The organism is Akkermansia sp. (genome assembly GCF_020860705.1).
Classification (GTDB): Bacteria; Verrucomicrobiota; Verrucomicrobiia; order Verrucomicrobiales; family Akkermansiaceae; genus Akkermansia.
Map to the genome: position 1 here is coordinate 35,315 of NZ_JAJBTT010000029.1, position 25,045 is coordinate 60,359.

The 25,045-nt window shown below is 54.7% G+C and carries 22 protein-coding genes; 9 read left to right on the top strand and 13 right to left on the bottom strand.

The genetic code is table 11. The annotated features are described in order from the left end of the window. From LIO64_RS06255 to LIO64_RS06270, 4 genes are all read left to right on the top strand, one after another. On the top strand, nt 1-510 hold the full coding sequence (locus LIO64_RS06255) for a hypothetical protein (protein ID WP_290548582.1): 510 nt from the start codon (nt 1-3) through the stop codon (nt 508-510). A gap of 296 nt (nt 511-806) precedes the next feature. Beyond that, on the top strand, nt 807-1,061 hold the full coding sequence (locus LIO64_RS06260) for a hypothetical protein (RefSeq protein WP_290548583.1): 255 nt from the start codon (nt 807-809) through the stop codon (nt 1,059-1,061). Between the two features lie 144 nt (nt 1,062-1,205). Continuing rightward, on the top strand, nt 1,206-1,508 hold the full coding sequence (locus LIO64_RS06265; protein ID WP_290548584.1) for a hypothetical protein: 303 nt from the start codon (nt 1,206-1,208) through the stop codon (nt 1,506-1,508). Nucleotides 1,509-1,831: 323 nt separating this feature from the next. Continuing rightward, nucleotides 1,832-2,887, top strand: a complete 1,056-nt coding sequence (locus tag LIO64_RS06270) for a glycosyltransferase (RefSeq protein WP_290548585.1) — start codon at nt 1,832-1,834, stop codon at nt 2,885-2,887. Nucleotides 2,888-2,917: 30 nt separating this feature from the next. Here LIO64_RS06270 and LIO64_RS06275 read toward each other — a convergent pair whose 3' ends face one another. From LIO64_RS06275 to obgE, 3 genes are all read right to left on the bottom strand, one after another. Then, nucleotides 2,918-3,943, bottom strand: a complete 1,026-nt coding sequence (locus LIO64_RS06275; protein WP_290548586.1) for a hypothetical protein — start codon at nt 3,941-3,943, stop codon at nt 2,918-2,920. Nucleotides 3,944-4,073: 130 nt separating this feature from the next. Next, the gene (locus LIO64_RS06280; protein WP_290548587.1) at nt 4,074-5,231 is read right to left on the bottom strand and encodes an aminoglycoside phosphotransferase family protein; all 1,158 of its coding nucleotides are present in this window, start codon (nt 5,229-5,231) and stop codon (nt 4,074-4,076) included. 28 nt (nt 5,232-5,259) lie between these two features. Then, entirely contained in the window at nt 5,260-6,366 is a 1,107-nt protein-coding gene (gene obgE / locus LIO64_RS06285) for a GTPase ObgE (RefSeq protein WP_290548588.1), read from the bottom strand. 618 nt (nt 6,367-6,984) lie between these two features. Between obgE and LIO64_RS06290 the strand changes: the two genes are divergently transcribed. Further along, nucleotides 6,985-7,581, top strand: coding sequence for an FHA domain-containing protein (locus LIO64_RS06290; protein WP_290548589.1), 597 nt, complete (start codon nt 6,985-6,987; stop codon nt 7,579-7,581). A 25-nt stretch (nt 7,582-7,606) separates the two neighbouring features. Here the strand turns inward: LIO64_RS06290 and LIO64_RS06295 are convergent, their stop codons facing one another. Next, nucleotides 7,607-8,155, bottom strand: coding sequence for a methylated-DNA--[protein]-cysteine S-methyltransferase (locus tag LIO64_RS06295; protein ID WP_290548590.1), 549 nt, complete (start codon nt 8,153-8,155; stop codon nt 7,607-7,609). A gap of 144 nt (nt 8,156-8,299) precedes the next feature. Here LIO64_RS06295 and LIO64_RS06300 point away from each other — a divergent pair, with 144 nt between their 5' ends. Then, nucleotides 8,300-9,217: a glycoside hydrolase family 16 protein gene (locus tag LIO64_RS06300; protein WP_290548591.1), complete on the top strand. Its 918-nt coding sequence runs from the start codon at nt 8,300-8,302 to the stop codon at nt 9,215-9,217. Nucleotides 9,218-9,644: 427 nt separating this feature from the next. Here LIO64_RS06300 and ilvE read toward each other — a convergent pair whose 3' ends face one another. Continuing rightward, nucleotides 9,645-10,511, bottom strand: a complete 867-nt coding sequence (ilvE, locus tag LIO64_RS06305) for a branched-chain-amino-acid transaminase (RefSeq protein ID WP_290548592.1) — start codon at nt 10,509-10,511, stop codon at nt 9,645-9,647. 211 nt (nt 10,512-10,722) lie between these two features. Between ilvE and typA the strand changes: the two genes are divergently transcribed. Next, a complete protein-coding gene (gene typA / locus LIO64_RS06310) occupies nt 10,723-12,558 on the top strand; it encodes a translational GTPase TypA (RefSeq protein WP_290548593.1) in 1,836 nt (611 codons plus the stop codon). 73 nt (nt 12,559-12,631) lie between these two features. After that, complete coding sequence (locus LIO64_RS06315; RefSeq protein ID WP_290548594.1) at nt 12,632-13,732, top strand: polysaccharide pyruvyl transferase family protein; 1,101 nt, start codon at nt 12,632-12,634, stop codon at nt 13,730-13,732. 95 nt (nt 13,733-13,827) lie between these two features. Here the strand turns inward: LIO64_RS06315 and LIO64_RS06320 are convergent, their stop codons facing one another. The 7 genes from LIO64_RS06320 to LIO64_RS06350 all read right to left on the bottom strand — a co-directional run bounded on the left by LIO64_RS06320 (nt 13,828) and on the right by LIO64_RS06350 (nt 22,280). After that, a complete protein-coding gene (locus tag LIO64_RS06320; RefSeq protein ID WP_290548595.1) occupies nt 13,828-14,226 on the bottom strand; it encodes a hypothetical protein in 399 nt (132 codons plus the stop codon). A gap of 112 nt (nt 14,227-14,338) precedes the next feature. Further along, nucleotides 14,339-15,370: a class II fructose-bisphosphate aldolase gene (gene fbaA / locus LIO64_RS06325; RefSeq protein ID WP_290548596.1), complete on the bottom strand. Its 1,032-nt coding sequence runs from the start codon at nt 15,368-15,370 to the stop codon at nt 14,339-14,341. An 87-nt stretch (nt 15,371-15,457) separates the two neighbouring features. Beyond that, nucleotides 15,458-17,110, bottom strand: coding sequence for a beta-N-acetylhexosaminidase (locus LIO64_RS06330; RefSeq protein WP_290548597.1), 1,653 nt, complete (start codon nt 17,108-17,110; stop codon nt 15,458-15,460). A 191-nt stretch (nt 17,111-17,301) separates the two neighbouring features. Further along, nucleotides 17,302-18,828: a trehalase family glycosidase gene (locus LIO64_RS06335; protein ID WP_290548598.1), complete on the bottom strand. Its 1,527-nt coding sequence runs from the start codon at nt 18,826-18,828 to the stop codon at nt 17,302-17,304. 309 nt (nt 18,829-19,137) lie between these two features. Continuing rightward, nucleotides 19,138-20,427, bottom strand: coding sequence for a diaminopimelate decarboxylase (gene lysA / locus LIO64_RS06340; RefSeq protein WP_290548599.1), 1,290 nt, complete (start codon nt 20,425-20,427; stop codon nt 19,138-19,140). Between the two features lie 3 nt (nt 20,428-20,430). Further along, on the bottom strand, nt 20,431-21,543 hold the full coding sequence (locus tag LIO64_RS06345; protein ID WP_290548600.1) for an AI-2E family transporter: 1,113 nt from the start codon (nt 21,541-21,543) through the stop codon (nt 20,431-20,433). Between the two features lie 59 nt (nt 21,544-21,602). Beyond that, nucleotides 21,603-22,280: an HAD hydrolase-like protein gene (locus LIO64_RS06350; RefSeq protein ID WP_290548601.1), complete on the bottom strand. Its 678-nt coding sequence runs from the start codon at nt 22,278-22,280 to the stop codon at nt 21,603-21,605. Between the two features lie 154 nt (nt 22,281-22,434). Here LIO64_RS06350 and LIO64_RS06355 point away from each other — a divergent pair, with 154 nt between their 5' ends. Further along, nucleotides 22,435-23,739: an APC family permease gene (locus tag LIO64_RS06355; RefSeq protein ID WP_290548602.1), complete on the top strand. Its 1,305-nt coding sequence runs from the start codon at nt 22,435-22,437 to the stop codon at nt 23,737-23,739. A 41-nt stretch (nt 23,740-23,780) separates the two neighbouring features. Here LIO64_RS06355 and LIO64_RS06360 read toward each other — a convergent pair whose 3' ends face one another. Further along, nucleotides 23,781-24,563 (bottom strand): thiazole synthase, encoded by a 783-nt coding sequence (locus LIO64_RS06360; protein ID WP_290548603.1) that lies wholly within the window; start codon nt 24,561-24,563, stop codon nt 23,781-23,783. Nucleotides 24,564-25,045 lie beyond the last annotated feature (482 nt).

Below are 25,045 nucleotides of genomic sequence, written 5' to 3' on the forward strand. Positions count from 1 at the left end.
ATGAATTTTTTACCTACCAGGCAGGATATATTAGACGGACAAGATGACTTGGATATTAAGTGGGCATTAGAAGTTTTTGAAAATAAATCAACGGAAGATGCCTATAAATTGCTTATAGACAGAAAAATAGATCCTCTTCTATATAGTGAATTAATATCTTATATGGGAAATAAAGCATTTGCTTATTACTGCATTCCATTTTTTGATTATATTGACTCGGGCATATTCAAGATAAGATTGGAAGAAGAAGATGTGGATACTTATATGTATTTTTATGGATTAAATAATATTTGTGAAAGATATATTGGATTCTTAAATAAAGATGATTATTTGGATAAAGATATATTGTTGAATTTAATAAAATTATATCCATTTTGCATTAATTTTGTTTTTAATCTCTGTAAAAGGGAGCAAGAGGAAAATGATGATGATGATGATCATAATAAAATCTTGTATAAGGAATTATGTAAAAATTACAATGTGTTAAAAAATAGGATTTCGTTATATTAAATTTTCTAAAAAGGAAATTCTATATATTGTTTAAGTTGTATGTGCAAATGATCGTGATGGAAATTTCAACACAGCGGGAAGCTATGTAGAAAGTCTACATTACATAATCCCATCTGCTAAGGCATATGACGGCCTATACCGTGTTCCAGCCGGAGGCAGCTCGTAAGTCAGATCTTTATGGTAGTATACATTAAAATGGAAGGGAATACGTCTCAGAAAAATTCGTGCTGCTTCTTGAAAGAGTATGCCGATGACGAGCGTAGACTGAATTACTATATGTCCCAGGCCATAATCTTATGATAACTTCAGAAAAAATTCTTGAAATATTTAAAAACTCGTCGTCACTAAGTGTATATAGTAATCGGGAGAAAGAAGAATTGGCATTTCATCTTGGCGACATTATCAATGAGATGGATTCCTTGATAAAAATATTTAAAAACGAAACACTGGACGACAAGGAATTTGAGAAGGTTTATCAGATGATCGTTATTCATTGGCCCTATCACATGAAGGAATTAAGAAAAATATTAAAAAACTGGGAAAAGCTATAGAATAAGAAATCTTTATTTTCGGATCAAAGAGCTGGAATAAAGGTTTATTTTATGTTTTTTAAAAGAAAATAATAAACGTTAATATTCTAATTTTACAATCTGATGGTTATATAATAAAAATATTAACTTGCCAATGATAAATAAATGCCAAATGTCACTACTATTATTTTCCGAATAGAAGGTTGTCAAAGGCAGCCTGATAATCAATTAGAGCAAGTAGCTAATCCAGATCTTGGAATTTGGATTAAAGACTATGATATTTTACCTAATCAGCAAGATAGAGTGATTGGATGTTTAAAAGAAATAATAATTTTAGCATCAAGAATTGATTGTGGAGATAAATATATTCATATCAGCCTTACAGAAGGTAGAGCGTCGTTTAGGTTACCTCCCTCTCTTTTACAATCTATTTCAGATGCCGGTTGTATTCTTGAAATTGAAGTTTGATTAAGTATACACCAATCACCTTATCTTTCTCCATTCTATCCGGGGATGCTTCGAGTGGAAAGCGGCCGTTACACAGCTTGCAATGGAATTGCCGTGTAAAGAACGCGGCGGGTTATGTTTTTGTTTTTCCATCAATGGCGGATGAATGATATGAGATACGTCAATCGTACCAAGATGCAGGTCAACATAGCTGGCCACGGGGGGCTTGCTCTTTTATGAAAGCCACGTTCTATTTTATTGAGGTTTAGAAACACAGGGGATAGGATCGTGAAAGTGTTAAAAAAGCGTTGAAACGAATTCCCCAACAATAAAATAATCCAGCTATGAACCCTCTCTACGTTATTGGATTTCCGTCTCTTTACGGAGGGGCGGGGGCCGAACTTTATCATCAGATCAAGGTTTGGGGACATCTGGGGGTGGAAATGCACCTTATTCCCACCCAGAAGAACGCACACCGTGCCGAACTCTATCCGGAAATGGTTGAGCGGGGCGTTATCATACATGAGGGTTATGACTGGTCGGCCATTCCGGAAGGGGCGCCCGTCATCAGTTTTTGCAATGAGGAGTTTCTGGCGGCCCTCCCGGAGATACGAAAACGGACGAGAAAGACAGTTTTCGTCAATTGCATGACCTGGCTTTTCGGCAAGGAAAAGGAAGCCATGAAGCGGGGAGATATTTCCCTGTTCCTGTATCAGAATGACCGTGTGAGGGAGAACGTGATGCCGCGACTGAAAGCCTTGAATGCTGATCCGTCCATCCGGTTCATGACGTTCAAGCCGTATTTTGACACAACTGATTTTCCCTTTATTGCGCAGCGTTCCACGGACTGGTTCGGTGCGGGACACATTTCCCGGCAGGATGAGGATAAATTCAGCAAGGACACGTGGCACATTTACGAGCATTTTGCTTCACCCGTCCGGAAGAGAGGAACTTTTCTCGGCTTTGATCAGCGGAGCGAGGCGAAGACCGGAAGGCCGCCCGACTGGGTGGAGACTTTTCATGACCAGAAGTCCCTGTCCCAACAGGAGTTTTATCAACGGTGCCACATCGTTCTGCAACCCACGGATACGACAGAGAATTGGCCGCGCGTGGGCTTTGAGGCCATGGCGAGCGGAAGCGTGCTCATTGTGGATAAACGCGGGGGCTGGGAACAGATGGTGGAACACGGGAAGACAGGCTGGCTGTGCGAGAGCCCCGGGGATTTCATCACGTACGCCACTAAAATGGCGTGGGAGCCGCATTACCGGGAAGACATGGCCGCCGCCGCCCGGGAGCGCAGCAGAAGCCTGGGCGGTCTGGAGGCGTCCATGGAAAGCTGGCAGGAAGTGTTTGAAGCAACCAGCCGGATACCGGATGAATCCCTTCCACTTCTGCCATAATCGGAATGTGGGTTACCGCCTCCGTACGGATCATATGAGCCACGTGCCGTATTGGCAAAGGCCTTTCTGCCTGTTCATGCTGTAGGCGATGATGTATTTGAGCAGGTCTGCCTGGGAATAACCGTGTTCTGCGGCCGCCAGGCAGATGGAGCCGCTTTTGCCCAGGTGGCAGCAGATGTTCATTTCCAGGATGCGACGTTCGCCTTTTTCAAAGTCAATCCGGTAGTCGATGCGGAAATAGTCCATCGGCCCCAGGGCGTCCCAGACTTTACGGACATCGTCGGCGATGTCCTGTTCCAGGTCATGCACGGAAACGAGCTGGTAGCCCAGATGGTCGTGCAGTTTCAGGTCTTCCGTGATGATGCTTCCCGGTTTGTCGGATTTCGGCTGCACGTATCCCAGGATGACGGGTTTTTCTCCTCCCAGAACGGGAACGGTGACGTCGATGCCTTCACAGTATTGTTCCGCAAGCACTTCATGCCCTTCCTCCATGAGGCGCCGGGCACACGCAACAACCGCTTCCCAGGAGCCGCAGATGCTGTCTTCCCGGATGCCGCCGGATGCGGCGCCAAACCGTTTTTTGACAAAGTAGGGGCCGGAGAAGGGGGGATTGGCCGGAATGCCTTTTTCCCTGGAAAGGCCCATACCCTCCGGAATGTTCAGGCCCAGCGACCGGAATACCATCTTGGTCAGGAGCTTGTCTTCCGCAATGGCGCGGATGTTGGGGGCGGCGCCCAGATAGGGAACCTGAATGAATTCGCAGTAGGAGGAAATGAATATTTCAGGCTTGGACATGGCGAACCTGTTCATCAGGGAGAACACGTAGTCCACGTTTCCTTTGGCGAACTGCACGGAGTAGGGTTTGGAAGAGGAGACGACGTCGTAGCCGATGTCCTGGATAGCTTTATAGATATTATAGTGATACTGGGGATAACCTCCGTTGCCCGTGTAAGGCTTTTTGGAGAAATCGGGAGCGTCGGGGGCATACGGGGCCAGATACATGATCCTTGCCGGCTTGCCATATTGATTGAGTTGAATATCCGGTATTTCAAACATGGTCTGGGACGATTACGTGGAATGTTTCTTGGATTATGGAAATCGCCGCAGTGTTCAAATAATATAAATAATAAGGGACGGCAGCGCCGTCCCGGAGAGAAGGAAAAAACAGGGAAGAAAAGCAGCCCCCCTATTTTCTGGACAGCCCCTTGGCCAGGCGCTGGACGTATTGCTCCATGACCGGAAGTTCCTGTTCAATGCATTCCACCAGCTTGAGCTGCGTGCGGCAGCGGATGAGGTTGTGGTCCGGGCGGGATATTTTAAAGTACTGGTCTCCTTCCAGGTAGTCCGTCAGGAACCGGATGCCGATTTCCAGCGTGATGAGTTTTCCGGAGAAGGCCAGCTGGTCTATTTCCGCCTGAGTCAGGAAGCCGTGGGCGGCTTCCAGATAACCCTCTACGATGGATTGGAACATGGGCATGCGCATGCGCACCTTGTCCAGGTCTTCCTCATCTTCTTCCGTAGGGGGGGTGACGGTGCGCACCATGTCCCCGAAGTCGTACAGGACAAGTCCGGGCATGACCGTATCCAGGTCAATGACACAGACGGCATGGTCCGTGTCTTCATCCAGCATGACGTTGTTGATCTTGGTGTCGTTGTGAGTGATGCGGGTGGGAAGAACGCCGCTGGCCTGAAGGTCCAGCAGGCGGTCCACGTCCTGCTCGCGGGCCTTGATGAAGTCCAGCTCCGGAAGGCAGCTGGAAAGACGCTTCTGCGGATCCCGGGCCGCCACTTCCATCAAGCGGTTGAAGCGGTTCCGCGTGTGGTGGAAGCCGGGAATGGTTTCCACGATGTCGTCCGGGTTCATGTCGCTGATCAGATCCTGGAAGGAGCCGAACGCGAATCCGGCCTGGTAGGCTTGGCGGGTGTTTTCCACCACATCGTACGTGTGCGTGCCGGCCAGGTAGTTGTAGCAGCGCCAGATGCCGTCGCCGGGGATGTCGATGTAGTTGCGGCCGCCGCGGGCCGGATAGAGGTTAAGAGTCTGGCCGGCGGAATCTTTCAGGCGGCGCAGGACTTTCCAGTTGATGTGGCGCGTGACTTTCTCCACATTGCGCATGACGGCGCGGGGGTCCTTGAAGACGTAATCGTTGATACGCTGGAGGATGTAAGAATCTTCCGTACCGTCGCTTTTGCGGTAGGTGGCCTTGTAGGTGGTGTTGATATGGCCGCTGGGGATTTCCTTGCCGGTAACGAATTCCCCTTCAATGGCGAAGAGGTCTCCAATTCCGGCGATGCGGCACAAAAGCTGGTCGGGATCGGTCGTTGCGGCAAGCGGAGCGGTCATATCGGATAGAGAGAGGGGGAAGGATAGTTTAACGGACGAATTTATAGCCTACGAGTTCATCAAGCTTGCCCTTGAGCCGGGCAATGCCGTCCCCGTTCAGGGCGGAGATGGGAATGACGTCCACCTTCGGGAAACGCATGCGGAAGTTCTCCAGGTTTTCTTCCGCGCCTTCCAGGTCCATCTTGTTGGCGACGACGAACCAGGGCTGCTTGGCCAGGTCTTCACTGTACAGCTTGATTTCCGTGCGGAGGTTCTGGAGGTCCTCAATGGGGTCGCGGCCTTCGCTGCCAGCCATGTCCAGAACAAAGACGAGCACCTTGCAACGCGTGATGTGGCGCAGGAATTCATGTCCCAGGCCGCGGTTGTTGTGTGCACCTTCAATGATGCCGGGAATGTCTGCCACAATGCAGCGGCGGAAGCTGTTGAATTCCACTACGCCGATGATGGGCTGAAGCGTGGTGAAGGGGTAATTGGCGACCTTGGGCTTGGCTTCCGAGATGTCTCCCAGCAGGGTGCTCTTGCCCGCGTTGGGGTAACCCACCAGTCCGGCGTCCGCAATGCGGCGCAGTTCCATGAAGAAGACGCCTTCCTCTCCTTCCGTTCCCAGTTCGGCTTCTGTGGGCGCCTGGTTGGTCGCAGAGCGGAAATGCCAGTTGCCCTTGCCGCCGATGCCGCCCTGGCACAGCGTGAACCGGGTGCCGATTTCCGTCAGGTCCGCTATTTTTTCCAATTCAATGCCCTCTCCTTCCCGTTCCAGCCAGGTCGCCTCCGCCATGGAGGAAGCGTTGCTGCGGTAGATAATGGTGCCGGGGGGAACTTTCCCAATGACGGACTTGCCGTTCTTGCCATGTTTTTTAGCGCTTTGGCCGCCTACTCCATCCGTTGCGACCAGTTTGGGATCATAGAAAAAGGAACGCAGGTCATTGGTGTGCGGATCTACTTCCAGAATGACGCTTCCGCCATCGCCGCCATCGCCGCCGTCCGGGCCGCCCTTGGGCACAAATTTGGCCCTGCGGAAACTGACCAGCCCGTTTCCTCCTTTTCCTGCCTTGGCAAATATGCGGATGTTGTCAACAAACATGTTCTGAATATGAGACATTTCCACCTTAAAAGCAAGCCAAGTGGAGGACTGCATGGCTTTTCCATGGCATGTACGGCGGACTTTTCCAGTGAACCGGAAAACAGCCCGGGAAAAAGAAATTCCGGAGAATGACGGTAATTCCGGATATTTTTCCGAAGGTCCGTATTGGTTTATTCTCCCGCTGGCTGTCTTCACAGCAGCGAATGGGGAGAATCATACTCCGTACCAGTAGAGCCAGGAAGAACAGCAGAGTTCCTCTTTCGCCGATGTCATGCAGGCTCTGCATGTGACGGCCAGGGAAGGATCCGGAGAAATAATCCCCATGGCAGAATAGGAACGGAGGCCGGACAGCGGGTAAAAGGCTCCATGGAAGGCATGTGCTGTTGATCATTGAAAGCTGTAAGACGATCGGGAAAAATACTGGCAGCCACATTCCAGAGGAGAACGGCGGCGGTTTGTTCCAACACCCAGTATCTGTATTCCGAACGTATAACCCTCCCGGAAAACTCCGGCTCTCCAACAATGACGGGAAAATGAAGCCATAGGAGGGAACTGCATAGAATCCATTCCTCACCAAAGGACGGGCGCATGCCCTATTTTTTTCCGTGCATTCCGGGTAAACGGTCTTTTGGATTGAAAATGAGCATTGGCATGGCATCATGCCCGTGAATCATGCCTCGACTTTCCATCCAGCTGCCCAACGGTTCCGAAAAAACCATCGTTCTTCCGAAGAACGGAGAATATTTCGCGCGCATCGGGCGCGACGAACATTGTGAAATAGTACTGCCCTTTCAATCCGTTTCCGGGGAACACGCCCTGCTCCAGTTCAAGGAAGGCGGTTATGTCCTTGAAGACCTTGGTTCCACCAACGGTATTAAGATCAACGGGCTGACGCCCATGGGAGCCGCCTCCCTCTATGACGGGGACGAGATCGCCCTGGGGGACGCCCGCCTCCGGTTTACAGAAGAACCCTCTCCGGGGTTGGCTTCTGGACCGGATACAGGGGAAGAAGAAACAGTTGCTCCTTCCCCCGCCATGCGGAATTTGCAGCATCTGGCGGACCAGGCTACCCGTACGGCGCGGAAGAATTATATGTGGATGGCCCTGTATGCCGTCCTGGTGTTTTTCCTGGCCGTTTTCACCGGATTGACTTACCGGCATTACAAGGTAACGGGGGAATTGCTGCCCCTCCAGTGGCTCGGCATTGAGTCTCCCAAGGCCGCCTTGAAGTCCATGACTCCCCCTCAAACGGACGACGGGCCGCATTGAACAGGTTGGTGCCCGTGTGCCTTTTTCAAGAGTCGGCGGGGACATTCCGGAAAGTGTGTTCTGCATCCGGAAGCAGGATGAAGGGAGCCACGGCGCCCTGTTCCAGTTCCAGCAGATACTGCTTGATGCTCAGGCCTCCCGCATAACCAGTCAGTTTTCCGTTGGCCCCGATGACCCGGTGGCAGGGGATGATGATGCTGACAGGATTCTGGTTGTTAGCATGTCCCACAGCCCGGCAGGCTGACGGCCTTCCTATCTGCTGGGCAATGTCCGCATAGCTTCTGGTTTCCCCATGGGGGATGGTTTGAAGGGCTTTCCAGACTATTTGTTCAAATTCCGTTCCCTCAGGAGAAAGCGGCACGTCAAAAGTGCGGCGCATCCCTTGGAAGTATTCGTCCAGTTGATGGGCTGTTTGCCGCAGCAGGGGCGTTTCCTCCCATTTCACCTGTTCCGTCTGCGCCATGCGGCCGAAGAAAAGGTGCGTGATGGCCGTTCCATTTTCCACCATGACCATGGGCCCCACAGGCGTCTGGTGAAGAAGAGCCCAGCCACGGGGTGAAGAATTGGTCTTCATACCGCATGATATAACATAGAGTAGGAGAGGATTGCCATGCATTTATGCGGTATTTCCGCCATTCCGGAAGGAAGGAATGAGAAAAGAGTCTGACCGGACTATTTTGTTTGAAAGGCTGCGGTTCCCGGTACAGTATTGGTCCGTATGAAGAAAAGCTTGTTTGCCATACTGTTGACTGCATGCCTCTGCATGTCCGGAAAGGGAGAAAACGTCACGCCTCCGAAGACCCTTCCCGGCGGGTGGGTGTATGTTTGGGGGGATGAGTTCAATGGATCCAAAATAGATGCCAAGAAGTGGAAGCCGGAATTGGGCGTGGTGCGCAACCAGGGTTCCCAGCAGACCTATACTGAACGGTCGAAGAATATGAGGCTGGAGAACGGCTGTCTGGTTCTGGAAACCCATTTTGAAAAGTTCCCCAATGTCAATTACAAGAAGAGCCAGGCGGACTGGATCAAGAATACCAAGTTCATGCCTTATACGTCCGGTTCCGTCAGTACGATCAAGACGAAGACCTTCATGTTCGGCAGGCTGGAAGTACGGGCCAAGGTTCCCAAAACCAAAGGCATCTGGCCTGCAATCTGGCTGCTTGGCAAGAACAAGTGGGGTTGGCCCGTCAATGGGGAGATTGATATGCTGGAAAATATTTCCCAGCAGCCGGACGTGGTTTATTCCACCTTCCATTTAAGCCCGGACGGCGTGTCCAGGAAGGACGCTTCCCGCGGCGGCACCGTCAAGATTGATAATCTTTCCGATGATTTTCATACTTACGTCATGGAATGGGACAAGGATTCCATCAAACTGATGGTGGATGACAAGCTGGTGAAGTCCATTGATCTGAATACCACCAATTATGCCAATGAAGCTGGCAACCCCTTCCGGACGCCGTTTTACCTCATTCTTAATTCCGCCGTGGGTGGCAGCTGGTGTGAAAAGGCTCCGAAGGATGGCCAGGGTTATCCTGTAAAATTCCTGATTGATTACGTGCGGTTTTATCAGACGAAGGAACACGCCCAGCAGGCCAAGCAGTTTGATCCGGAAACCGGATTGCCGAAGAAAAAATAGTTCTGTCCTTTTTCAGTCAGGATGGGTTCTGCGCGGTTGACTGGAAAAGGAACGCAGGCGGGTTTTTCCTATGCGTGAGGTGAGATAAGGCGGAGGCTGTCTTAAAAAGGATTCCTCCGTTATGCTTGGAATGGGTGTACCATGAAGCCTGGGAAACCGGGCTTGCCAAACCTTTATTCCCAGGTGGTCCGCTTCCGTTGATGCCGTTGGTAACGTATTCTTTTACCGTGTTTTTATCATGGCCGAACTGCGGGGAACACGTGTTTGCACCTGTTCCCCGCGCAGATTTACTGATTTGGTGGTCTTCGGTGCTTTATTCTGCGTGAAGCAGCGTTGCCCGGTTTTTCGGTTCTGACACATCAGCACAAAAAAACGGCCCCGCTATTCGGCAGGGCCGTTTTTACCTTTTAAAAAGGGGCAGGGCACTTTAGAAGGCCGTTCCCGTGGTCTGGGTCAGTTCCTGGAAGCGAGCCAGGATGCGGGCCGTCACAGGGCCGATTTTTCCGGAACCCAGCTGGTAGCCGTCCAGTTTAGTGACCGGGACGCACTCTGCGGCAGTGCCGGTCAGGAAACATTCATCCGCACAGGTGATGGTAAAGCGGTTCATCGTTTTTTCCTTCGCCGGGATTTCCAGCTCCCTGCAAATTTCCAGCACGACGCGGCGTGTAATGCCGTCCAGGCAGCCGTCCGTGACGGGCGGTGTAAAGACGGCCCCGTCCTTCACGATGAAAATGTTGTCTCCCGTGCATTCGGCCACATTTCCCAGGTCATTCAGCATCAGGGCCTCCGCAACGCCCTGGCGCACGGCTTCCATCTTGGCCAGGATGTTGTTGAGATAATTGAGGGACTTAACCTGGGGGCAAACGGTGTCCGGACGGTTGCGGCGCACGGAGCTGGTGATCAGGGTCAGTCCGTTTTCATACACGGCAGGGTCATAAAGGGAAATTTTATCCGCGATGATGAAGACGCAGGAGCGCTTGCAGTTGAAGGGGTTGAGCCCCAGATTGCCAACGCCGCGGGTAACCACCAGGCGGATGTAACCGTCATCCAGGCCGGAGGCCGCCGCCGTGTCGCATACGGCCTTGGATAGCTCCTCACGGGTGTAGGGAATGTCCAGCAGCAGGTAATGGGCGCAGTTGTACAGGCGGTCCATATGGTCTTCCAGGCGGAAGACGCGTCTGTTGTAAAACCGGATACCTTCAAAAATGCCGTCTCCGTAGAGTGTACCGTGGTCAAAAACGGAGGTCTTGGCCTCCTCCTGTTCCACCAGTTTTCCATCTAACCAAATCTTCATCGTTATCTAAAATTGAGAAATTATTTATGCCGGAACAGGATAGCCCTATTTGGGAGCAGGGGAAAGCTATAAATTCACCGGAGGGAATAAAAGTTCCGTCACCTTTTGCGGCAGCGGCACGCGTGCGCGCCCAGGCGCGTCAAAAATATATGGAGGTATTCGTGGAGCAGGCTTGACATTTATTTTCCAGTGCTTTTAGCTCTCGCGCGCAATGTCAGATCCTTCCAAGTTCCGCAACCTCGCCATTATCGCTCACGTTGACCATGGGAAAACGACCCTGGTTGACCAACTTTTGCAGGCGGGGGGAGCCTACCGGGCCAACCAGGCCGTGCAGGAACGCGCCATGGATTCCATGGATCTGGAACGTGAAAAAGGCATTACGATCAAGGCCAAGAATACTTCCATCCTCTGGAATGGGTACACCATCAACATTGTGGATACTCCCGGCCACGCGGACTTCGGCGGGGAGGTGGAACGCGTGATGAAGATGGTGGACGGTGTGCTGCTGGTGGTGGACGCCTTTGAAGGGCCGCAGGCCCAGACGCGCTTTGTGCTCCGCAAGGCCCTGCAGGAAGGGCTGATGCCCATTGTGGTCATCAACAAGATCGACCGCCCCCATGCGGACCCGGCCGCCGTGCATGACCAGGTGCTGGAACTTTTCCTGGAGCTGGGCGCCACGGACGAACAGTTTGAAGCCCCCTTTGTGTACGGATCCGCCCGCGACGGCTATTTCATGAATTCCATGGAAGGGGAACCTCCCGTGGACTGCACGCCGCTTCTGTTCAAGATTGTGGAACACATCCCGGCCCCGAAGGACGCCGACCCGGAAGGGGATTTCAAGATGCTCGTTTCCAATATTGACTGGGACGATTATGTGGGCCGCGTGGCCATCGGCCGCATCACCTCCGGCACGGTGAAGAAGGGGGATACCGTCTGGCTCCACCAGAGCGACGGCTCCTGCATTTCCGGCAAAGTGACCCGCATGTTTGAATATTCCGGTCTGGGCACAACGGATTCCGCCATTGGCGTGGCGGGCAACATCGTAGGCGTGGCGGGATTTGAAAACGTGAACATCGGGGAAACCCTGGGCGGTTCCGCGGATACGGAGGCCCTGCCGTTCGTGGCGATTGACCCGCCTACCATTTCCATGGAGTTTTCCATCAACAACGGGCCTTTCGGCGGCCGCGACGGCAAGAACGTGACTTCCCGCGTGATCCGCGACCGCCTGATCAGGGAAATGCGGACGAACATTTCCATCCAGGTGGAGGATACGGACAAGGCCGGCGTATTCTCCGTTTCCGCCCGCGGGGCCATGCAGATCGCCGTGCTGGTGGAAACCATGCGCCGTGAAAATTATGAGCTGTGCGTTTCCCGTCCTACCGTCATCATGAAGAGGGATGAGAACGACCATCTTACGGAACCGTATGAAACAATTTACGTGGAAGTCCCGGACGAACACGCCAACGGCGTCATGAAACTCCTCAACGCCCGCAAGGGGCAGATGGAAGACATGGTGTGCAGGGAAGGCACGGGCCATACCTTCATCCAGGCCTACATTCCCACCCGCGGCATCATCGGGTTTGAGTTTGAGCTGGTCAACCTGACGTCAGGCCACGGCATCTTCTCCCACCTGTTCCGGGATTACGGTCCCTATGCCGGGGACATTACCACGCGTACCACCGGTACGCTGGTTTCCATGGAAACGGGCGTTTCCACGCCGTTTGCGCTGGTAGCCCTGGAAGAACGCGGCCGTTTGTTCGTGGGGCCGCAGGAGGATATTTACGAAGGCCAGATCGTGGGTGAAAACCCGCGCCAGATGGATATGCCGGTTAATCCGTGCAAGGAAAAGCACTTGAACAACATCCGTTCCGCGACCAAGGGGGACGGCATCCAGCTTTCCCCGCCCGTCGTCTTTTCACTGGAACGCGCCATTGAATACATTGAACCTGATGAACTGGTGGAGGCTACTCCCCATTTCATCCGCCTGCGCAAGCGCATCCTGAACGCCAACGACCGCGTGAGGGAGTCCCGCAAAGCCGGCAACTAGCCTCCCGGAACAGGAGAGGAGTGACCCGTTTCCGGAGTTGCGTCTCCGTTGAGGTTGGGATAGGATAAGGATCATGGATGATAGCCGGATTCCTTCTTCCCCAGCCTCCCTGCACACGCTTACAGAAATTTTGCGTGAGCTGGGCCCCTTCCTTTATATGATGAACCACGGCAATGTGGGGGATGCATTGATTGCGGCATCCACCGTTGCCCTGTTTGAAAAGGAAGGGCTGCCCTTCATTCCCTGTGGGCAGAATCTCCCTTCCGGCATGGAGGAAATCGTCCTGGTGTATGGAGGCGGCGGAGGTTTTGTTCCCTACTTCGGCATGCTTCCCCACTATGTGCAGCTTTTTTCCGATCCGCGTATCCGGAGATGCGTGATCCTGCCGCAGAGTTTCAGGGAATGTGATGAACTGGTGGACGTATTGGACGAGCGTTTTACCGTATGCTGCCGGGAACGGGCCAGTTATGAATATTGCGTGGCCCGGAATGGGAGGGCGCATTTCCTGCTGGCAGATGACATGGCCCTGGTGGCAGACGCCGGGATGTTGAAAAAACGGCGCATTCCTCTGCCGCTTCTGGAAATGGAGGAACGGGCATGGGGCAAATGCATGAAGAGAGATATAAATGTTTCCCTGGTCACGCTGGATAGAGGGGAAAAACTGGCCGTCTGCCTGCGACGTGATTCGGAAAGCACGGGCCGGGCTGAGGCTCTGGCCTCCCTTCCCCTGAATACGGATATTTCTGGTTATTTCATGCGTGTGATTGATGACATACCACATGCCTTTGCTTATACCCGGTGGCTTTTGAAGGCGCTGGACCAGGCGGACGTTATTTTGACGGACAGGCTGCATATAGGCATTTCCGGAGCGCTTCTGGGTAAGGAGGTTTTTCTGATGGACAACGTTTACGGCAAAATTTCCGGAATTTATGAATTGTCCCTGCGGGAGCGTTTTTCCCGCCTGCATGTGCTGGACAAATTGGAGGAGTTTCCCTGGCTGGACAAGGTTTTGGCTGTTCCGGACATGGACCGATGCCGGACAAAGAAAGCGGCGCACGCCCGGAAGATGGGGAAGGCGGCCGCTTTGTCCAAATACCTTTATTACCGCAAGGAGGAGAACGGAGTGCTCCGCATCAAAGTCTGCGGATTACGGGTCTGCAAGAAACGGCTGTGACCTCCTCCGGTGGGGAAGGCGGGGCCTTCTTCCTTTTAATGTCTGGACCACTGGAAAGACTGGGAGAGCCGTTTGCGGAAGTAAAGGAGGTTTTTCTAGTTCCGTAATGGTATACAGGGAATCCACCCCCACTGAGCCACCCGTGCCGGTGCGGAAGCCGGGAATGGGGGAAGAGCTTCTACACGAACTTCTCCAGCGTGTCTAATGGGTTTCAGGAAAGATCCTATTCCCGTCAGAATGTGGGTGAGAAGTCGTATTCCGAAGCGGTACAGGCGTGGGGAGATGGCAGGAAGGACGCGCACCTGCCCGCCTTGCTGGGAAATCCAGGGCAGCAAGGCCACAAGGGCTCCGTCCGCCCTGCGGGAATCCAAAAAGTCACGGAAACGGGAGTTTGCTGTAAATGAAAGCGTGCGGGGCTTCTTCCCGTCTTGAAGAATGGGATAGGAGATGGTGACCGTCTCTCCCTCTGTCTGCATGGATGGATGATCAATCATGATCATGAACGTTGGAAGAGCCGGCGAATTTTATGTCTGCAGGCCGTCTTCAAGCAAAACGCCCGGTCCCTTTCGGGAACCGGGCGCTGCGTAAAAGCCGTTGAAAGGCGTTTTAGATTTTGCCGAAGAGGGTTTTGCCGGCGGACATGAGGTTGTCTGCGGCTTCCTGCAGGCGGGCGGCAACTCCCTTTTCGCCCTTGGCGAGGTAGGAGCGGGGATCGTAGTCCTTCTTATTGCCCACTTCACCGTCAATCTTGAGCACTCCGTTGATATGTTCGCACATGTGGGAGACGATCGGGCGGGTGAAGGCGTACTGCGTGTCCGTGTCGATGTTCATCTTGACCACGCCGTAGGAAACGGCTTCACGGATGTCGGAAAGTTCGGAACCGGAGCCGCCGTGGAAGACGAGGGGCATGCGGGCCGCTTCACCGTGCTTGGCGGCGACGGCGTCCTGCCCGTCGCGCAGAATGCTGGGCTTCAGCTTGACATGGCCGGGCTTGTACACGCCGTGCACGTTGCCGAAGGTGGCGGCCAGCATGAACTTGCCGAGGGGAGCCAGGGCTTCGTACGTCATCAGCATGTCTTCCGGAGAGGTGTAAAGCTTGTCGGCGGGATGGCCGGAATTGTCCACGCCGTCTTCTTCGCCGCCCACGACGCCGATTTCAATTTCAAGGACGATGCCCAGTTCGGCGCATTCCTTCAGCAGTTCCCGGGAAAGCTTGAGGTTTTCTGCCATGGGAAGGGTGGAGGCGTCCAGCATGTGGGAGTTGAAGAGGGGGGCTTCACCGCGTTCCACGCGGCGGCGGGATTCGGCGATCAGGGGGCGCAGGAAGGTGTCCACGTGTTCGGGCTGGCAGTGGTCTGTGTGCAGGGCCACAAATACGTTGTGCTTTTCAGCCAGGCGGCGCGTAGCTTCCGCCAGAACAATGGCGCCAAGGGCGGAGTTGCCGATGGAGGTGCCGGAGGCGAATTTGCCGCCGCCGATGGAAACCTGGATGATACCGTCGCTCTTGGCTTCGGAGAAGGCGCGGAGGGCGCCGTTGATCACTTCGATCGTGGTCACGTTGACGGCCGGATAGGCATAGCCTTCCTTCTTGGCCGTTTCAAGCATGGTAATGTATTGTTCTGGTGTGGCTATTGGCATAACGGGGACATGATAGGTGTTTTTTTCCGGGAGGGCAAGGCTGAACTCCGGCGTGCGCAGGGGCCGCGGCGCTCTTGCGGGGCATGTTTATTCGCGGAGCATTTTGGCCTTGGGCTGCGCCGGTTCCCCGGAATCCGTGCGGTAGTTGACGCGCAGTGCGTCCAGGAAGGGCTTGTGCCGGTCCAGGCGTTCCTTGAAGTTCGTGAAATCCTTGCGGTCGGGTTGCGTCCAGCCCAGTTCCGCCATGGCGAACATGCGCGGAAATACCATGTACTGCCATTTGGCCAGGGTGGTCATGTATTCGCTCCAGCAGCTTGCCTGCACGCCCAGGACGTTCTTTTCCTGTTCCGGGGTGAGGCCTTGCGGGACGGGGTTCATGTTATAGACCTTCTGCAGGGGAATGGTGGAGAATGTCGCCATTTCGTATTCGGGGCCCTCCGGATGGGGCCCCTCCTGCCGGATCAGGTAAGTGCTTTCAAAAGGGGTCATGATGACCTTGTTCCCGTTCTTGATGGCTTCTTTGGCGATGCCGGGATCGTGCCAGATCATCAGGGTGGCCGTCCTGGAAAGACCGCCTTCCCGGATTTCATCCCAGCCGATGATCTGCTTGCCGCGGGCGTTTGCAAGTTGTTCCACGCGGTGGATGAAGTAGCTCTGGAGCTCCTGTTCGTTTTTCAGGCCGTTTTTCTTCATCACCTCCTGGGCCTGTGGCGAGTTCTTCCACTGCTGCTTGGGGGCTTCGTCCCCGCCTATGTGGATGTAGGGGGAATCCGGGAAAAGCTGGCAGACTTCCTCCAGAATGCCGTCCAGGAACTTGAACGTGGGTTCCGTGGGGCTGAACGTGAAGGGAAGGATGCCCCAGCGCGTCGCCACCCGCGGCTTGTAGCCGGGAATGTCCTTGTTGCCGAATTCCGGGTAGGCCGTGATGGCTGCGGCGGCATGCCCCGGCGTTTCTATTTCCGGAACGATGGTGATGTGCCTGCGTCTGGCGTAGTCCACCAGTTCCTTCACTTCCTTCTGGGTATAGAAAAAGGTGAAGGGTTTTCCGTCCCCCTTGTTGCGGTTGCCGGGGATGGGGCTTTCAGGCCGGGTGGCCCCGATGGAAGTAAGCTTCGGGTATTTTTTGATTTCCAGCCGCCAGCCCTGGTCTTCCGTCAGGTGCCAGTGGATAGTGTTCACCTTGTACCGGGCAAGCAGGTCGATGATGGTTTTCAGCTCCGCAATGGAACGGGGATTGCGCCCGCTGTCAATCATGATGCCGCGCCAGGTGAAGCGCGGGCTGTCCGTGATGGTCATGCAGGGAAGGGCCCAGTGGCCGGCGGCGTCTTTTTCCAGGGATTGCTGGAGGGTCTGCGCCGCATAGAAGGCTCCGGCGGGAGAAGTGCATTCAATGGTGACGCCTTGCGTGGTGACCTTGATGGAATACCATTCCGGAGACGGGAAAGCGTCTTTTTTCAGGAGAATCTGCACGGCATTTGCCGCAGAAGGGGCCGGGGCGACCTTGATGTGATGGATGTTGTTGGAGAATCCCGTCACGAAGGAGGCAAGGCATGCCTTGTCTCCGGTTTTGGAGAGGGGCAGCGTGGTGTTGACCAGAAACCCTGGCTTGTCCTTTTCCACATCCAGCACTGACGGAAGGGGAATGATGGCCGGATCGCCCGGTACGGGCTTGGAGGGGAGGGAAAAGGCGGCGGAGGCGGACAAGAGGCCGGCGGCTAAAAAGAGGCTTCTGGGAAACATGACGGAAAAAGGGGAGGAAAAAGTTTCACCGTGAATAATATATTCCAGGGAACTGCGCAAGACAACTTTACGGGGTTTGCCTTGGATGGAATAAGAAGGGCCTTTCCCCGGTGCCGGGAATGGCCGGAACGCCGCAGGACCGATGCCGTGAAGTGGATGCCCGGAAATCCGGCAATATCCAATGGAACAGGTTATTTCAGGATGATGGAAGTGGTTCCGGGTTTGATGGTGTATTTTTTGCCGTTGATCACGAGGGAATAAGGGTTGTTGCTGCTGACGTCAACGGTATTCGTTCCGTCAAAAACCACGTCGGTCGTGGTGGTGCCGAAGTGGAGGTTTTTCAATCCGTGCCTGCCTTTCTCCTTGTTCAATCTCCAGTGGACTTCATTCCGGGGCGCAGAGACCTGATGGAAGCCCAGGACGTTTTCAATGAAGAGGGAAATGGGCCCCAGCGCCGACCAGCCGCAAAATTCCGGACGGGCCCTGCGGCCATATTCCGTGGACGGTTCGTTGGAACTGGGGCTGTAGCATTCCCAGATCGTATGGGGTTCCATACCGTGGTAAGCGGCAAGCTGCTGGCGGACGATTTTTTCAGCTATCCTGTCGGCTTCTGCATGGTAGCCGTATCCTTCAAGCGCCTTGACGGTCATGTACGTCGTAGGCAGCCAGATGCCGCCGCGCCAGTAGTCCCCTGTTTGGTCATGGTAATCCTTATCCCGGCGGGAGAGCGTGGGGGTGGGGTAGTCTCCGCCGAATTCCTGCGGATCCAGAAGGTGTTTTACCATCCTTTCCGCCTGGGCCGGTGAGGCAACTCCGGCTAACAGCGGCCAATAGGAGGCCATCGTTCTGATGCGGCAGGGCTGTTTGTCTTCTATTGCTACATCATAATAGAATCCGTCCTGTTCGTCCCAGTAGAGTTCGTTGATTTTGTCTTTCAGCTTGTTGTAGATGGTCCTCCATTTCCCGGCTGCGTCCGTATTGCCCAGTGATTCCTCCATTTGGGCAATGCAGCGTGCGCTCAGGGCCTGCTGGGAAATGGCGTCAATCCATAAAATCTTATTGAAGCCGCCGGCGTCCCGGCCTCTGGGCGTGTTGTCCATGCCGCTGGCGCGCCCCGTCCATGTAAAACCATCTTCACCGATGGCGTTCAAGTGGATGTTTTGGGGGGAGCATTCGAAACGTTCCCCCGCTTTGGCATGGGAAAACCAGTCAAAATGTTTTTGGAGGTACTGTTGCTGATTCAGGATTTCATGAAGGCGGTTTTTGTTTCCGGTAAAGTCGTAATATTCTTTTTCAACCCAGGCAAATAACGGAGGGTTGTCAACGAAGTGAATGAGAAGCGGAGTTTTTACCTTATCCCAGATGGGCTTGTAGAGGTTGTCCATGCTTTTCTCTCCGGGAAATGAATTCGGCGCATACTTGGCAAAAAGCATCATGAAGCAGGTATCCCAAATCCAGATTTGATCTTCGTAGCAGTTTTCATCCATGTAGGGCGACCCCGGAAGGCCCTCGGGGCCTCTTCTTACCCGTCCGGCCGCGATTTCCCATGTTTTATGGTAAAGGTCCACAAGTTTTTTATCGGGGTAAACCGGCTGGGGAATTTCCTCTTTCCAGTTTTCCTTGATGCAGCTGTCATGATGGGCCGTCGCTCCAAAACCCTGCATGCAGGCAATTGCCCCCAGGATGACGCCGCATGCTGTCTGCAAGAAATATTTCATTTCCAGTATACGGTTAAAGAGGCGGGAAAATATCGTTTTTTCTCCTCGCATGGCGGGTTGAACACTTTTCCGTGCCGTCACATTCTTCTGGCGGGTCAATGATAAGAGCATGGACCTGTCCTCCGGAACATCAGGATCACTGAGGGCGGCGTTGCCGCTGGAAGAATGGACGCAAGGCAGCAGCATGGCGGCAAAGGGAAAACGATTCTTTCCGTCAACATGGAACAAGAAAAAAGGGGAGCGTCTCTCTTCCGGCTTTTACCTTCATGAGACGCCCCCTGAAAGAGAGGAAAGATGGAATGCGGGAGATTATTCCGGAATGGATTCCCCCCGGATGATATCTTCCCAGGTCTGGCGGGTGCGGATAATGCTCCACTGGCTGCCGTCCACCAGGACTTCTTCCGCCATGGGGCGGGAATTGTAATTGGAGGACATGGAAAAACCGTAGGCTCCGGCGGACAGTACGGCCAGGAGTTCTCCCTGGCGCACGTCCGTCATGTTCCTGTTCTGGGCCAGAAAGTCCCCGGATTCACAGATGGGGCCCACGACGTCCGTGGTGATGCAGGATTCGGAAAGGTGTTCCTTTACCGGAATGATTTCATGGTAACCTTGGTAGAGGGCGGGGCGGATGAGGTCGTTCATGCCGGCGTCCACGATTTTAAAGGTCTTGGCCTTTCCCGCCTTTTCATACAGGCAGCGGGTAATGAGCGCGCCGGCGTTCCCCACGATGAGGCGCCCCGGTTCCACGATGATGTGCAGCCCCAGAGGCTGAAGAGTGGGCATGACGGCCTGGGCGTACGTGCTCAGCGTGAGTTGGGCGCAATCTTCGTTCCACCATTCCTGGACGCCGGAATCCAGCGTGTTCTGGTAAACGATCCCGATGCCCCCGCCGATGGAGAAGAATTCAATGCCGTGCTTTTCTTTGAGCGCGGCGGCCAGCGGGGCCACTTTCCTGACGGCTTCCAGGAAGGGCTTCGCCTGGGTGAGCTGGGAGCCGATGTGCATTTGCAGCCCCTTCAAGTGAAGGTTCGGAAGTTCGCGGGCCGCCATCTCGTAAAGGGATTCGATGCGTTCAAAGTCCACGCCGAATTTGTTTTCAGCCTTCCCGGTAGTGATGTATTTGTGCGTTCCCGCCTCCACGTTGGGATTGACGCGCACGGCTACCGGGGCTTTCACTCCCATGGATGCGGCGATGGCGTCAATGGCGCGCAGTTCCGCCTCAGACTCCACATTGAAGCAGTAAATGCCCTGTTCCAGCGCGTAGCGGATTTCCGGCTCCGTTTTTCCCACGCCGGCATAGGTGCATTTGGCCGGGTCTCCCCCGGCCTTGATGACGCGGAAGAGTTCGCCGCCGGAAACGATGTCGAACCCTGCGCCGTTGCGGGCCATGAGGTTCAGGATGGCGATATTGGAGCAGGCCTTGACGGCATAGGCCACTTCCGCGTGAAGGGGCGCCAGGGCCTCCCTGAGGCGGTGGAAATGGTTCAGAATGGTCTGCTTGCTGTAAACGTACAGGGGAGTGCCTTCCTTGTCCGCCAGTTCCTGGAGGTTGACGTTTTCACAGTAGAGCGTGCCGTTTTTATAAGCGAATGAGTGCATGGGTTATTCCTTGGTTGTGCTTTCGTTGGTTTTCCCGGAATGGAGAGGAGGGAGCGGGAATCTGGGCGTAGGAGGGTTGTCAATGAGCTGCGCGATCCAGGCGAGGTCCTTGGAGCTTTCCAGACCCAGCTTGATCAGCATGGTGATGGGGACGGCCAGAAGCATGCCGATGGGGCCCCATACCCATCCCCAGAAGATGACGGAGAGCAGAACCATGCTGGTCACGATGCCGAACTGGCGGCCCAGCAGCATAGGTTCCAGGCAGCTTCCCAGCGCCGTATTGATCACCAGGTAGCCCCCGGCTACGATAATGCCGGCGGTGGGGCTGATCAGAAGCAGGGCGAGCAGGGTGGGGGGGATGGCCGCGATGATGGAGCCAAAGGTGGGAATGAAGTTGAGCGCGAAGGCTACAATGCCCCATAGCAGCGGAAAGTCCACCCTCATGTAGTAGCAGAGCAGGAAGGCCAGCAAGCCCGTGGCGGCGCTGATGAATGTCTTAATGATCAGGTATTTCTGAACTCCGGTCAGGGCCTTGGAGAATTTGCGGATGCCTGTGTCGCTGTTATTCCCCAGCTTGTTGATATTCATCCGGAAGAGGGGGGCTTCTCCCAGGAAGAAGGTCATCAGGATCAGAATCAGGGTGGTGAACGTCAGCATGGAGGCGAGCTGCCCCATGACACCCGTGGAAAAGGCTACAATGCGCTGACCGTTAAGTAGGTCCGGAAGTTCCTGGAGCATCTGGTCCGCCAGGTTGTTCCAGTCATGCTCTATCAGGAAGGTGCGGAGGTCATGGATTTTTTCCATCAGCATGGGCTGATATTTGTTTGTAACGGTTTTGGCGAGATCCTGTCCCAGGTACTGGGCCAGATAACCCAATCCCACCAGGATCCCAAAGTCCATGATAACGGTGAAGGCCACCGCCAGCCAGTGCGGGAAATGAAGACGGCGTTTGAAAAAGGTGGTCAGCGGATAGCTGACGATCGCCAGGAAGCCGGACAGGACGACGGGAAGCAGCACCGGCTTCCCCGCCTGCAGGCCGGCCGTGATGACGATGACGCTGGCGAGCATGAGCAGGATTTTCAGGCCCTCTTTTCCTGATTCTTTTTGAGAAGTCATTGAAGGATTGGTTTTAACGGGGTGAGTAATGGTGTCTGATTTCCTGCGGGATTGCAATATTAAAGGCCTTCATTTCCTTCATGAAGGGGCGCATGTTCCCGGAAAAAACGGTCCAGGTCGTCAAAGCGGGTCAGGAGGTAGTCCGGCTTTCGTGCTTCAAGCCCTTTCACATCCGCTTCCGGAGCCCATCCGGCGGCAAGAATGCGGATGGGAACGGCGCGGCATGCGTCCACGTCCGTGGGGGAGTCTCCAATGTAAATGGCGTCTGCGGCGGAAGAATCCAGGCGGTTCAGCGCCCGTCTGATGCGGTCCGGTTTCACGCCGCCCTCCGCGGAGCCCGTTTCCAGGATGGGAAAGAACTCGGACAGGTGGAAAAATTGAAGGGAAATGTCTGCGCTTTCCAGGCGTTTGCCGGTGACCATGGCCAGCCGGATGCCGCGGCTGCGGAGGGTGCCCAGCAGTTCGGCCGTTCCGGGGAAGGGGGCGGGAGCCAGCTCCGGATGCAGTTCGCGGTAATAGCGGATGAACAATTCCCTGCCCTGTTCGTGCAGCTCCGGCTTTCCGGGAAGCAGTCTTTGGATAACCCCCAGGTCGTCCGGTCCGAACTGGCGTTCGATTTCTTCATCCGTCACCTTTCTGCCGTCCAGATCCCACACGGCGCGGCGGAAGGCTTCCCGGCACAGGGGTATGGTGTCCGCAAGAGTTCCGTCGAAGTCAAAAATGGCGGTTTTGATCATCAGCCGTACCCTACATGCCGCCTGCGGAGGGTTCAAGGGGAAAGCCGTGCCGCAATAGTCATGATGACGCTGGGGACCGTCCTGAAACCCGGCAGACGTGTCATCCCGCGGGTATAGGTCAACGTTCCGGGGTTCCGGGCGTTCTAATTCCCTTATGCACGGAAAGGCTCCAAAAGTTTATTTATCCCTGTGGAGCGTGATTGCATTGGGAATAGGTTCCATGGTGGGGGCGGGAATATTCGCCCTCATGGGGCAGGCGACCCTGATGGCCGGCAAAAATGTATACTGGTCCTTTGTGCTGGGGGGCGTCGCCGCCCTGCTTTCCGGTTATACCTACGCGAAGCTGGGTTCCCGTTATCCCCGTTCCGGCGGAATTATGGATTATTTCAACGAGGCTTTTTCCCACAAGACCCTGTCCGGCGCGCTGACGCTGATTTACCTGGGGACACTGGTGATTACCGTGGCCCTGGTGGCCAAGTCTTTCGGGGCGTATGCGTCCCGGCTGTTTTTGCGGGATGAATTGACGAACAACTATTCCATCGCTCTTTTCGCCAGCGTGGCCATTCTGCTGCTGGGCGCTTTAAACATGGGAGGAGCCAGGGCCGTAGGGAAGTCTGAGGTGGTGATGGTGGCGTTCAAGCTGTTGATTCTGACGATTTTGATGCTTGCCAGCTTCGGCTCTTCCGTGCCGGTGGGGGCGGATCCCATTCCGGTGAAGGGGCTGGACGGACTGCTGGGGAGTGTGGGGCTGACGTTTTTTGCCTTTGCCGGCTATGGCATGATGGCCAATACGGCGGGCAATTTGCAGAATCCGGCTAAAACGCTGCCCAAGGCCATTTTTCTGGCGATAGGCATCGTGCTGGTATTGTACCTGGTGCTTTCCTACGTGGTACTGACCAATGTTCCCGCCACCTCCCTGGAAAGCCATACGGAAACCGCCGTGGCGCAGGCCGCCTATCCCGTACTGGGCGTGTGGGGGTTCATGGCCGTATCCGTAGCGGCGCTGATTGCCACGGCGTCAGCCATTAACGCCACCATGTTCAGCATGCTGGACATTTCCAGGGCCCTGGCCCGCAACGGCCAGCTTGGGGCCATCTTCAAGCAGCCCTTCTGGGGCAACGGAACGGAAGGCTTTTTTTATCTTCTGCTGGGCATTCTGGTGATGACGAATGCCTTCAATCTGGTAGCCATCGCCAATTTGGCGGGGGCGTGCTTCCTTATCAGTTACCTGGCGGTGTTCGTTGCCCATTGGCGGCTCCGGAAAGAGACGAGGGGAAACGGCCTGCTTATTATCATGGGATTCCTGGTGATGCTGTTTATTCTGGGGGCTTTCTTCTACCAGATGTTCTTTAGCCAGCCTTACCTGATTCCGCTGATTATCCTGTTTGTAGCCGCTTGTTTCATCCTGGAATTCATGATCCGCAGGAAGATGGAGCAGGAAGTTCCCAAGGCGCCCTAGGCTATGGCGGAAGAGAAGCGTTTTTCCGGATTCCTGTCCTTTTAATGCAGGAAGGAGGTTAGGGGGCTGGTGGCTGCGGCCTTGCCGGAGACGGAGGGAAGGCCGGCCAGGTAGGCCATGCGTCCGGCGCGGCAGGCCAGCGCGAACGCTTCCGCCATGCAGGCGGGATCGCCGGAGGCGGCAATGGCCGTATTGACGAGCACGGCGTCCGCTCCCATTTCCAGGGCTTCTGCCGCGTGGCTGGGTGCTCCCAGCCCGGCGTCCACCACCACGGGCACGACGGCTTGTTCAATGATGATGTTAATCAGCTCCCTGGTCAGTACGCCCTTGTTGGTGCCGATGGGAGCCCCAAGAGGCATGACGGCCGCCGCTCCGGCTTCCTGGAGGCGTTTGGCCAGCACGGGATCTGCGTTGATGTAGGGAAGCACCGTGAAGCCTTCCCTGACCAGGATTTCCGCTGCCTTGAGCGTTTCAATGGGGTCCGGCATCAGGTACTGGGCGTCTGGATGGATTTCCAGCTTGATCCAGTTGGGAAGTCCGGCGGCTGTAGCCAGGCGGGCCAGGCGCACGGCCTCTTCCGCCGTAGTGGCTCCGCTGGTGTTCGGAAGAAGGAGGTATTTTTCCGGATCAATGAAGTCCAGAATATTGGCGGCGGGATCATGGCTGCCCGTCAGGTCCGCCCGGCGCAGAGCTACCGTTACGATTTGGGAGCCGGAAGATTCCAGAGCTTCTTTCATGCTCTCATTGGAGGAAAATTTGCCCGTTCCCATCATCAGGCGTGAGGTGAATTGACGGTCGGCTATCTGCAAAGGTGTATCTGTCATTGCGGAAGGAAGGGTAACCCCGCTTTCTTTTCCAGGCAAGGGAGAATGGAGAAAAAGGCGGCTCTGGAAGCTGGCTTTTCAAACGGGAGCGCGTGAAGAAACGGGGCTTTGTATGGGGCCGCCGCGGCTTCCTGTTTTCCTGCCGACCCGGCAGGATTTGCAAGGAGGGGAAAGCTTGCTGGGAATGAAGGCCTCCGGCCTTCATCGTTGAGCTGGTTGAAAGGGAAGAGAAAGGATATACAAGGGCCGGGAGGCCCTTGCTCCCAATAGCAGCTTCATCAGGAAACACAGGGGATGGAGGCCTTCCTGTGGCACGGAGAAAAAGGTTTTACTGGGAATGAAGGCCTCCGGCCTTCATAGTTTGGGGCTGGGTGGAAGGGAAAAGAAGGGGTTTACAAGGGCCGGGAGGCCCTTGCTCCCAGCAGCGGCTTCATCAGGAAACACAGGGGATGGAGGCCTTCCTGTGGCACGGAGAAAAAGGT

Coding starts and splice junctions, on each gene's coding strand:
- LIO64_RS06350 (WP_290548601.1), bottom strand. CDS start 22,280: ATGATCAAAACCGCCATTTTTGACTTCGACGGAACTCTTGCGGACACC.
- LIO64_RS06275 (WP_290548586.1), bottom strand. CDS start 3,943: ATGTTTGAAATACCGGATATTCAACTCAATCAATATGGCAAGCCGGCA.
- LIO64_RS06290 (WP_290548589.1), top strand. CDS start 6,985: ATGCCTCGACTTTCCATCCAGCTGCCCAACGGTTCCGAAAAAACCATC.
- typA (WP_290548593.1), top strand. CDS start 10,723: ATGTCAGATCCTTCCAAGTTCCGCAACCTCGCCATTATCGCTCACGTT.
- lysA (WP_290548599.1), bottom strand. CDS start 20,427: ATGCACTCATTCGCTTATAAAAACGGCACGCTCTACTGTGAAAACGTC.
- obgE (WP_290548588.1), bottom strand. CDS start 6,366: ATGCAGTCCTCCACTTGGCTTGCTTTTAAGGTGGAAATGTCTCATATT.
- LIO64_RS06300 (WP_290548591.1), top strand. CDS start 8,300: ATGAAGAAAAGCTTGTTTGCCATACTGTTGACTGCATGCCTCTGCATG.
- LIO64_RS06330 (WP_290548597.1), bottom strand. CDS start 17,110: ATGTTTCCCAGAAGCCTCTTTTTAGCCGCCGGCCTCTTGTCCGCCTCC.
- ilvE (WP_290548592.1), bottom strand. CDS start 10,511: ATGAAGATTTGGTTAGATGGAAAACTGGTGGAACAGGAGGAGGCCAAG.
- LIO64_RS06280 (WP_290548587.1), bottom strand. CDS start 5,231: ATGACCGCTCCGCTTGCCGCAACGACCGATCCCGACCAGCTTTTGTGC.
- LIO64_RS06335 (WP_290548598.1), bottom strand. CDS start 18,828: ATGAAATATTTCTTGCAGACAGCATGCGGCGTCATCCTGGGGGCAATT.
- LIO64_RS06295 (WP_290548590.1), bottom strand. CDS start 8,155: ATGAAGACCAATTCTTCACCCCGTGGCTGGGCTCTTCTTCACCAGACG.
- LIO64_RS06355 (WP_290548602.1), top strand. CDS start 22,435: ATGCACGGAAAGGCTCCAAAAGTTTATTTATCCCTGTGGAGCGTGATT.
- LIO64_RS06345 (WP_290548600.1), bottom strand. CDS start 21,543: ATGACTTCTCAAAAAGAATCAGGAAAAGAGGGCCTGAAAATCCTGCTC.
- LIO64_RS06260 (WP_290548583.1), top strand. CDS start 807: ATGATAACTTCAGAAAAAATTCTTGAAATATTTAAAAACTCGTCGTCA.
- LIO64_RS06315 (WP_290548594.1), top strand. CDS start 12,632: ATGGATGATAGCCGGATTCCTTCTTCCCCAGCCTCCCTGCACACGCTT.
- LIO64_RS06270 (WP_290548585.1), top strand. CDS start 1,832: ATGAACCCTCTCTACGTTATTGGATTTCCGTCTCTTTACGGAGGGGCG.
- LIO64_RS06360 (WP_290548603.1), bottom strand. CDS start 24,563: ATGACAGATACACCTTTGCAGATAGCCGACCGTCAATTCACCTCACGC.
- LIO64_RS06265 (WP_290548584.1), top strand. CDS start 1,206: ATGCCAAATGTCACTACTATTATTTTCCGAATAGAAGGTTGTCAAAGG.
- LIO64_RS06320 (WP_290548595.1), bottom strand. CDS start 14,226: ATGATTGATCATCCATCCATGCAGACAGAGGGAGAGACGGTCACCATC.
- LIO64_RS06255 (WP_290548582.1), top strand. CDS start 1: ATGAATTTTTTACCTACCAGGCAGGATATATTAGACGGACAAGATGAC.
- fbaA (WP_290548596.1), bottom strand. CDS start 15,370: ATGCCAATAGCCACACCAGAACAATACATTACCATGCTTGAAACGGCC.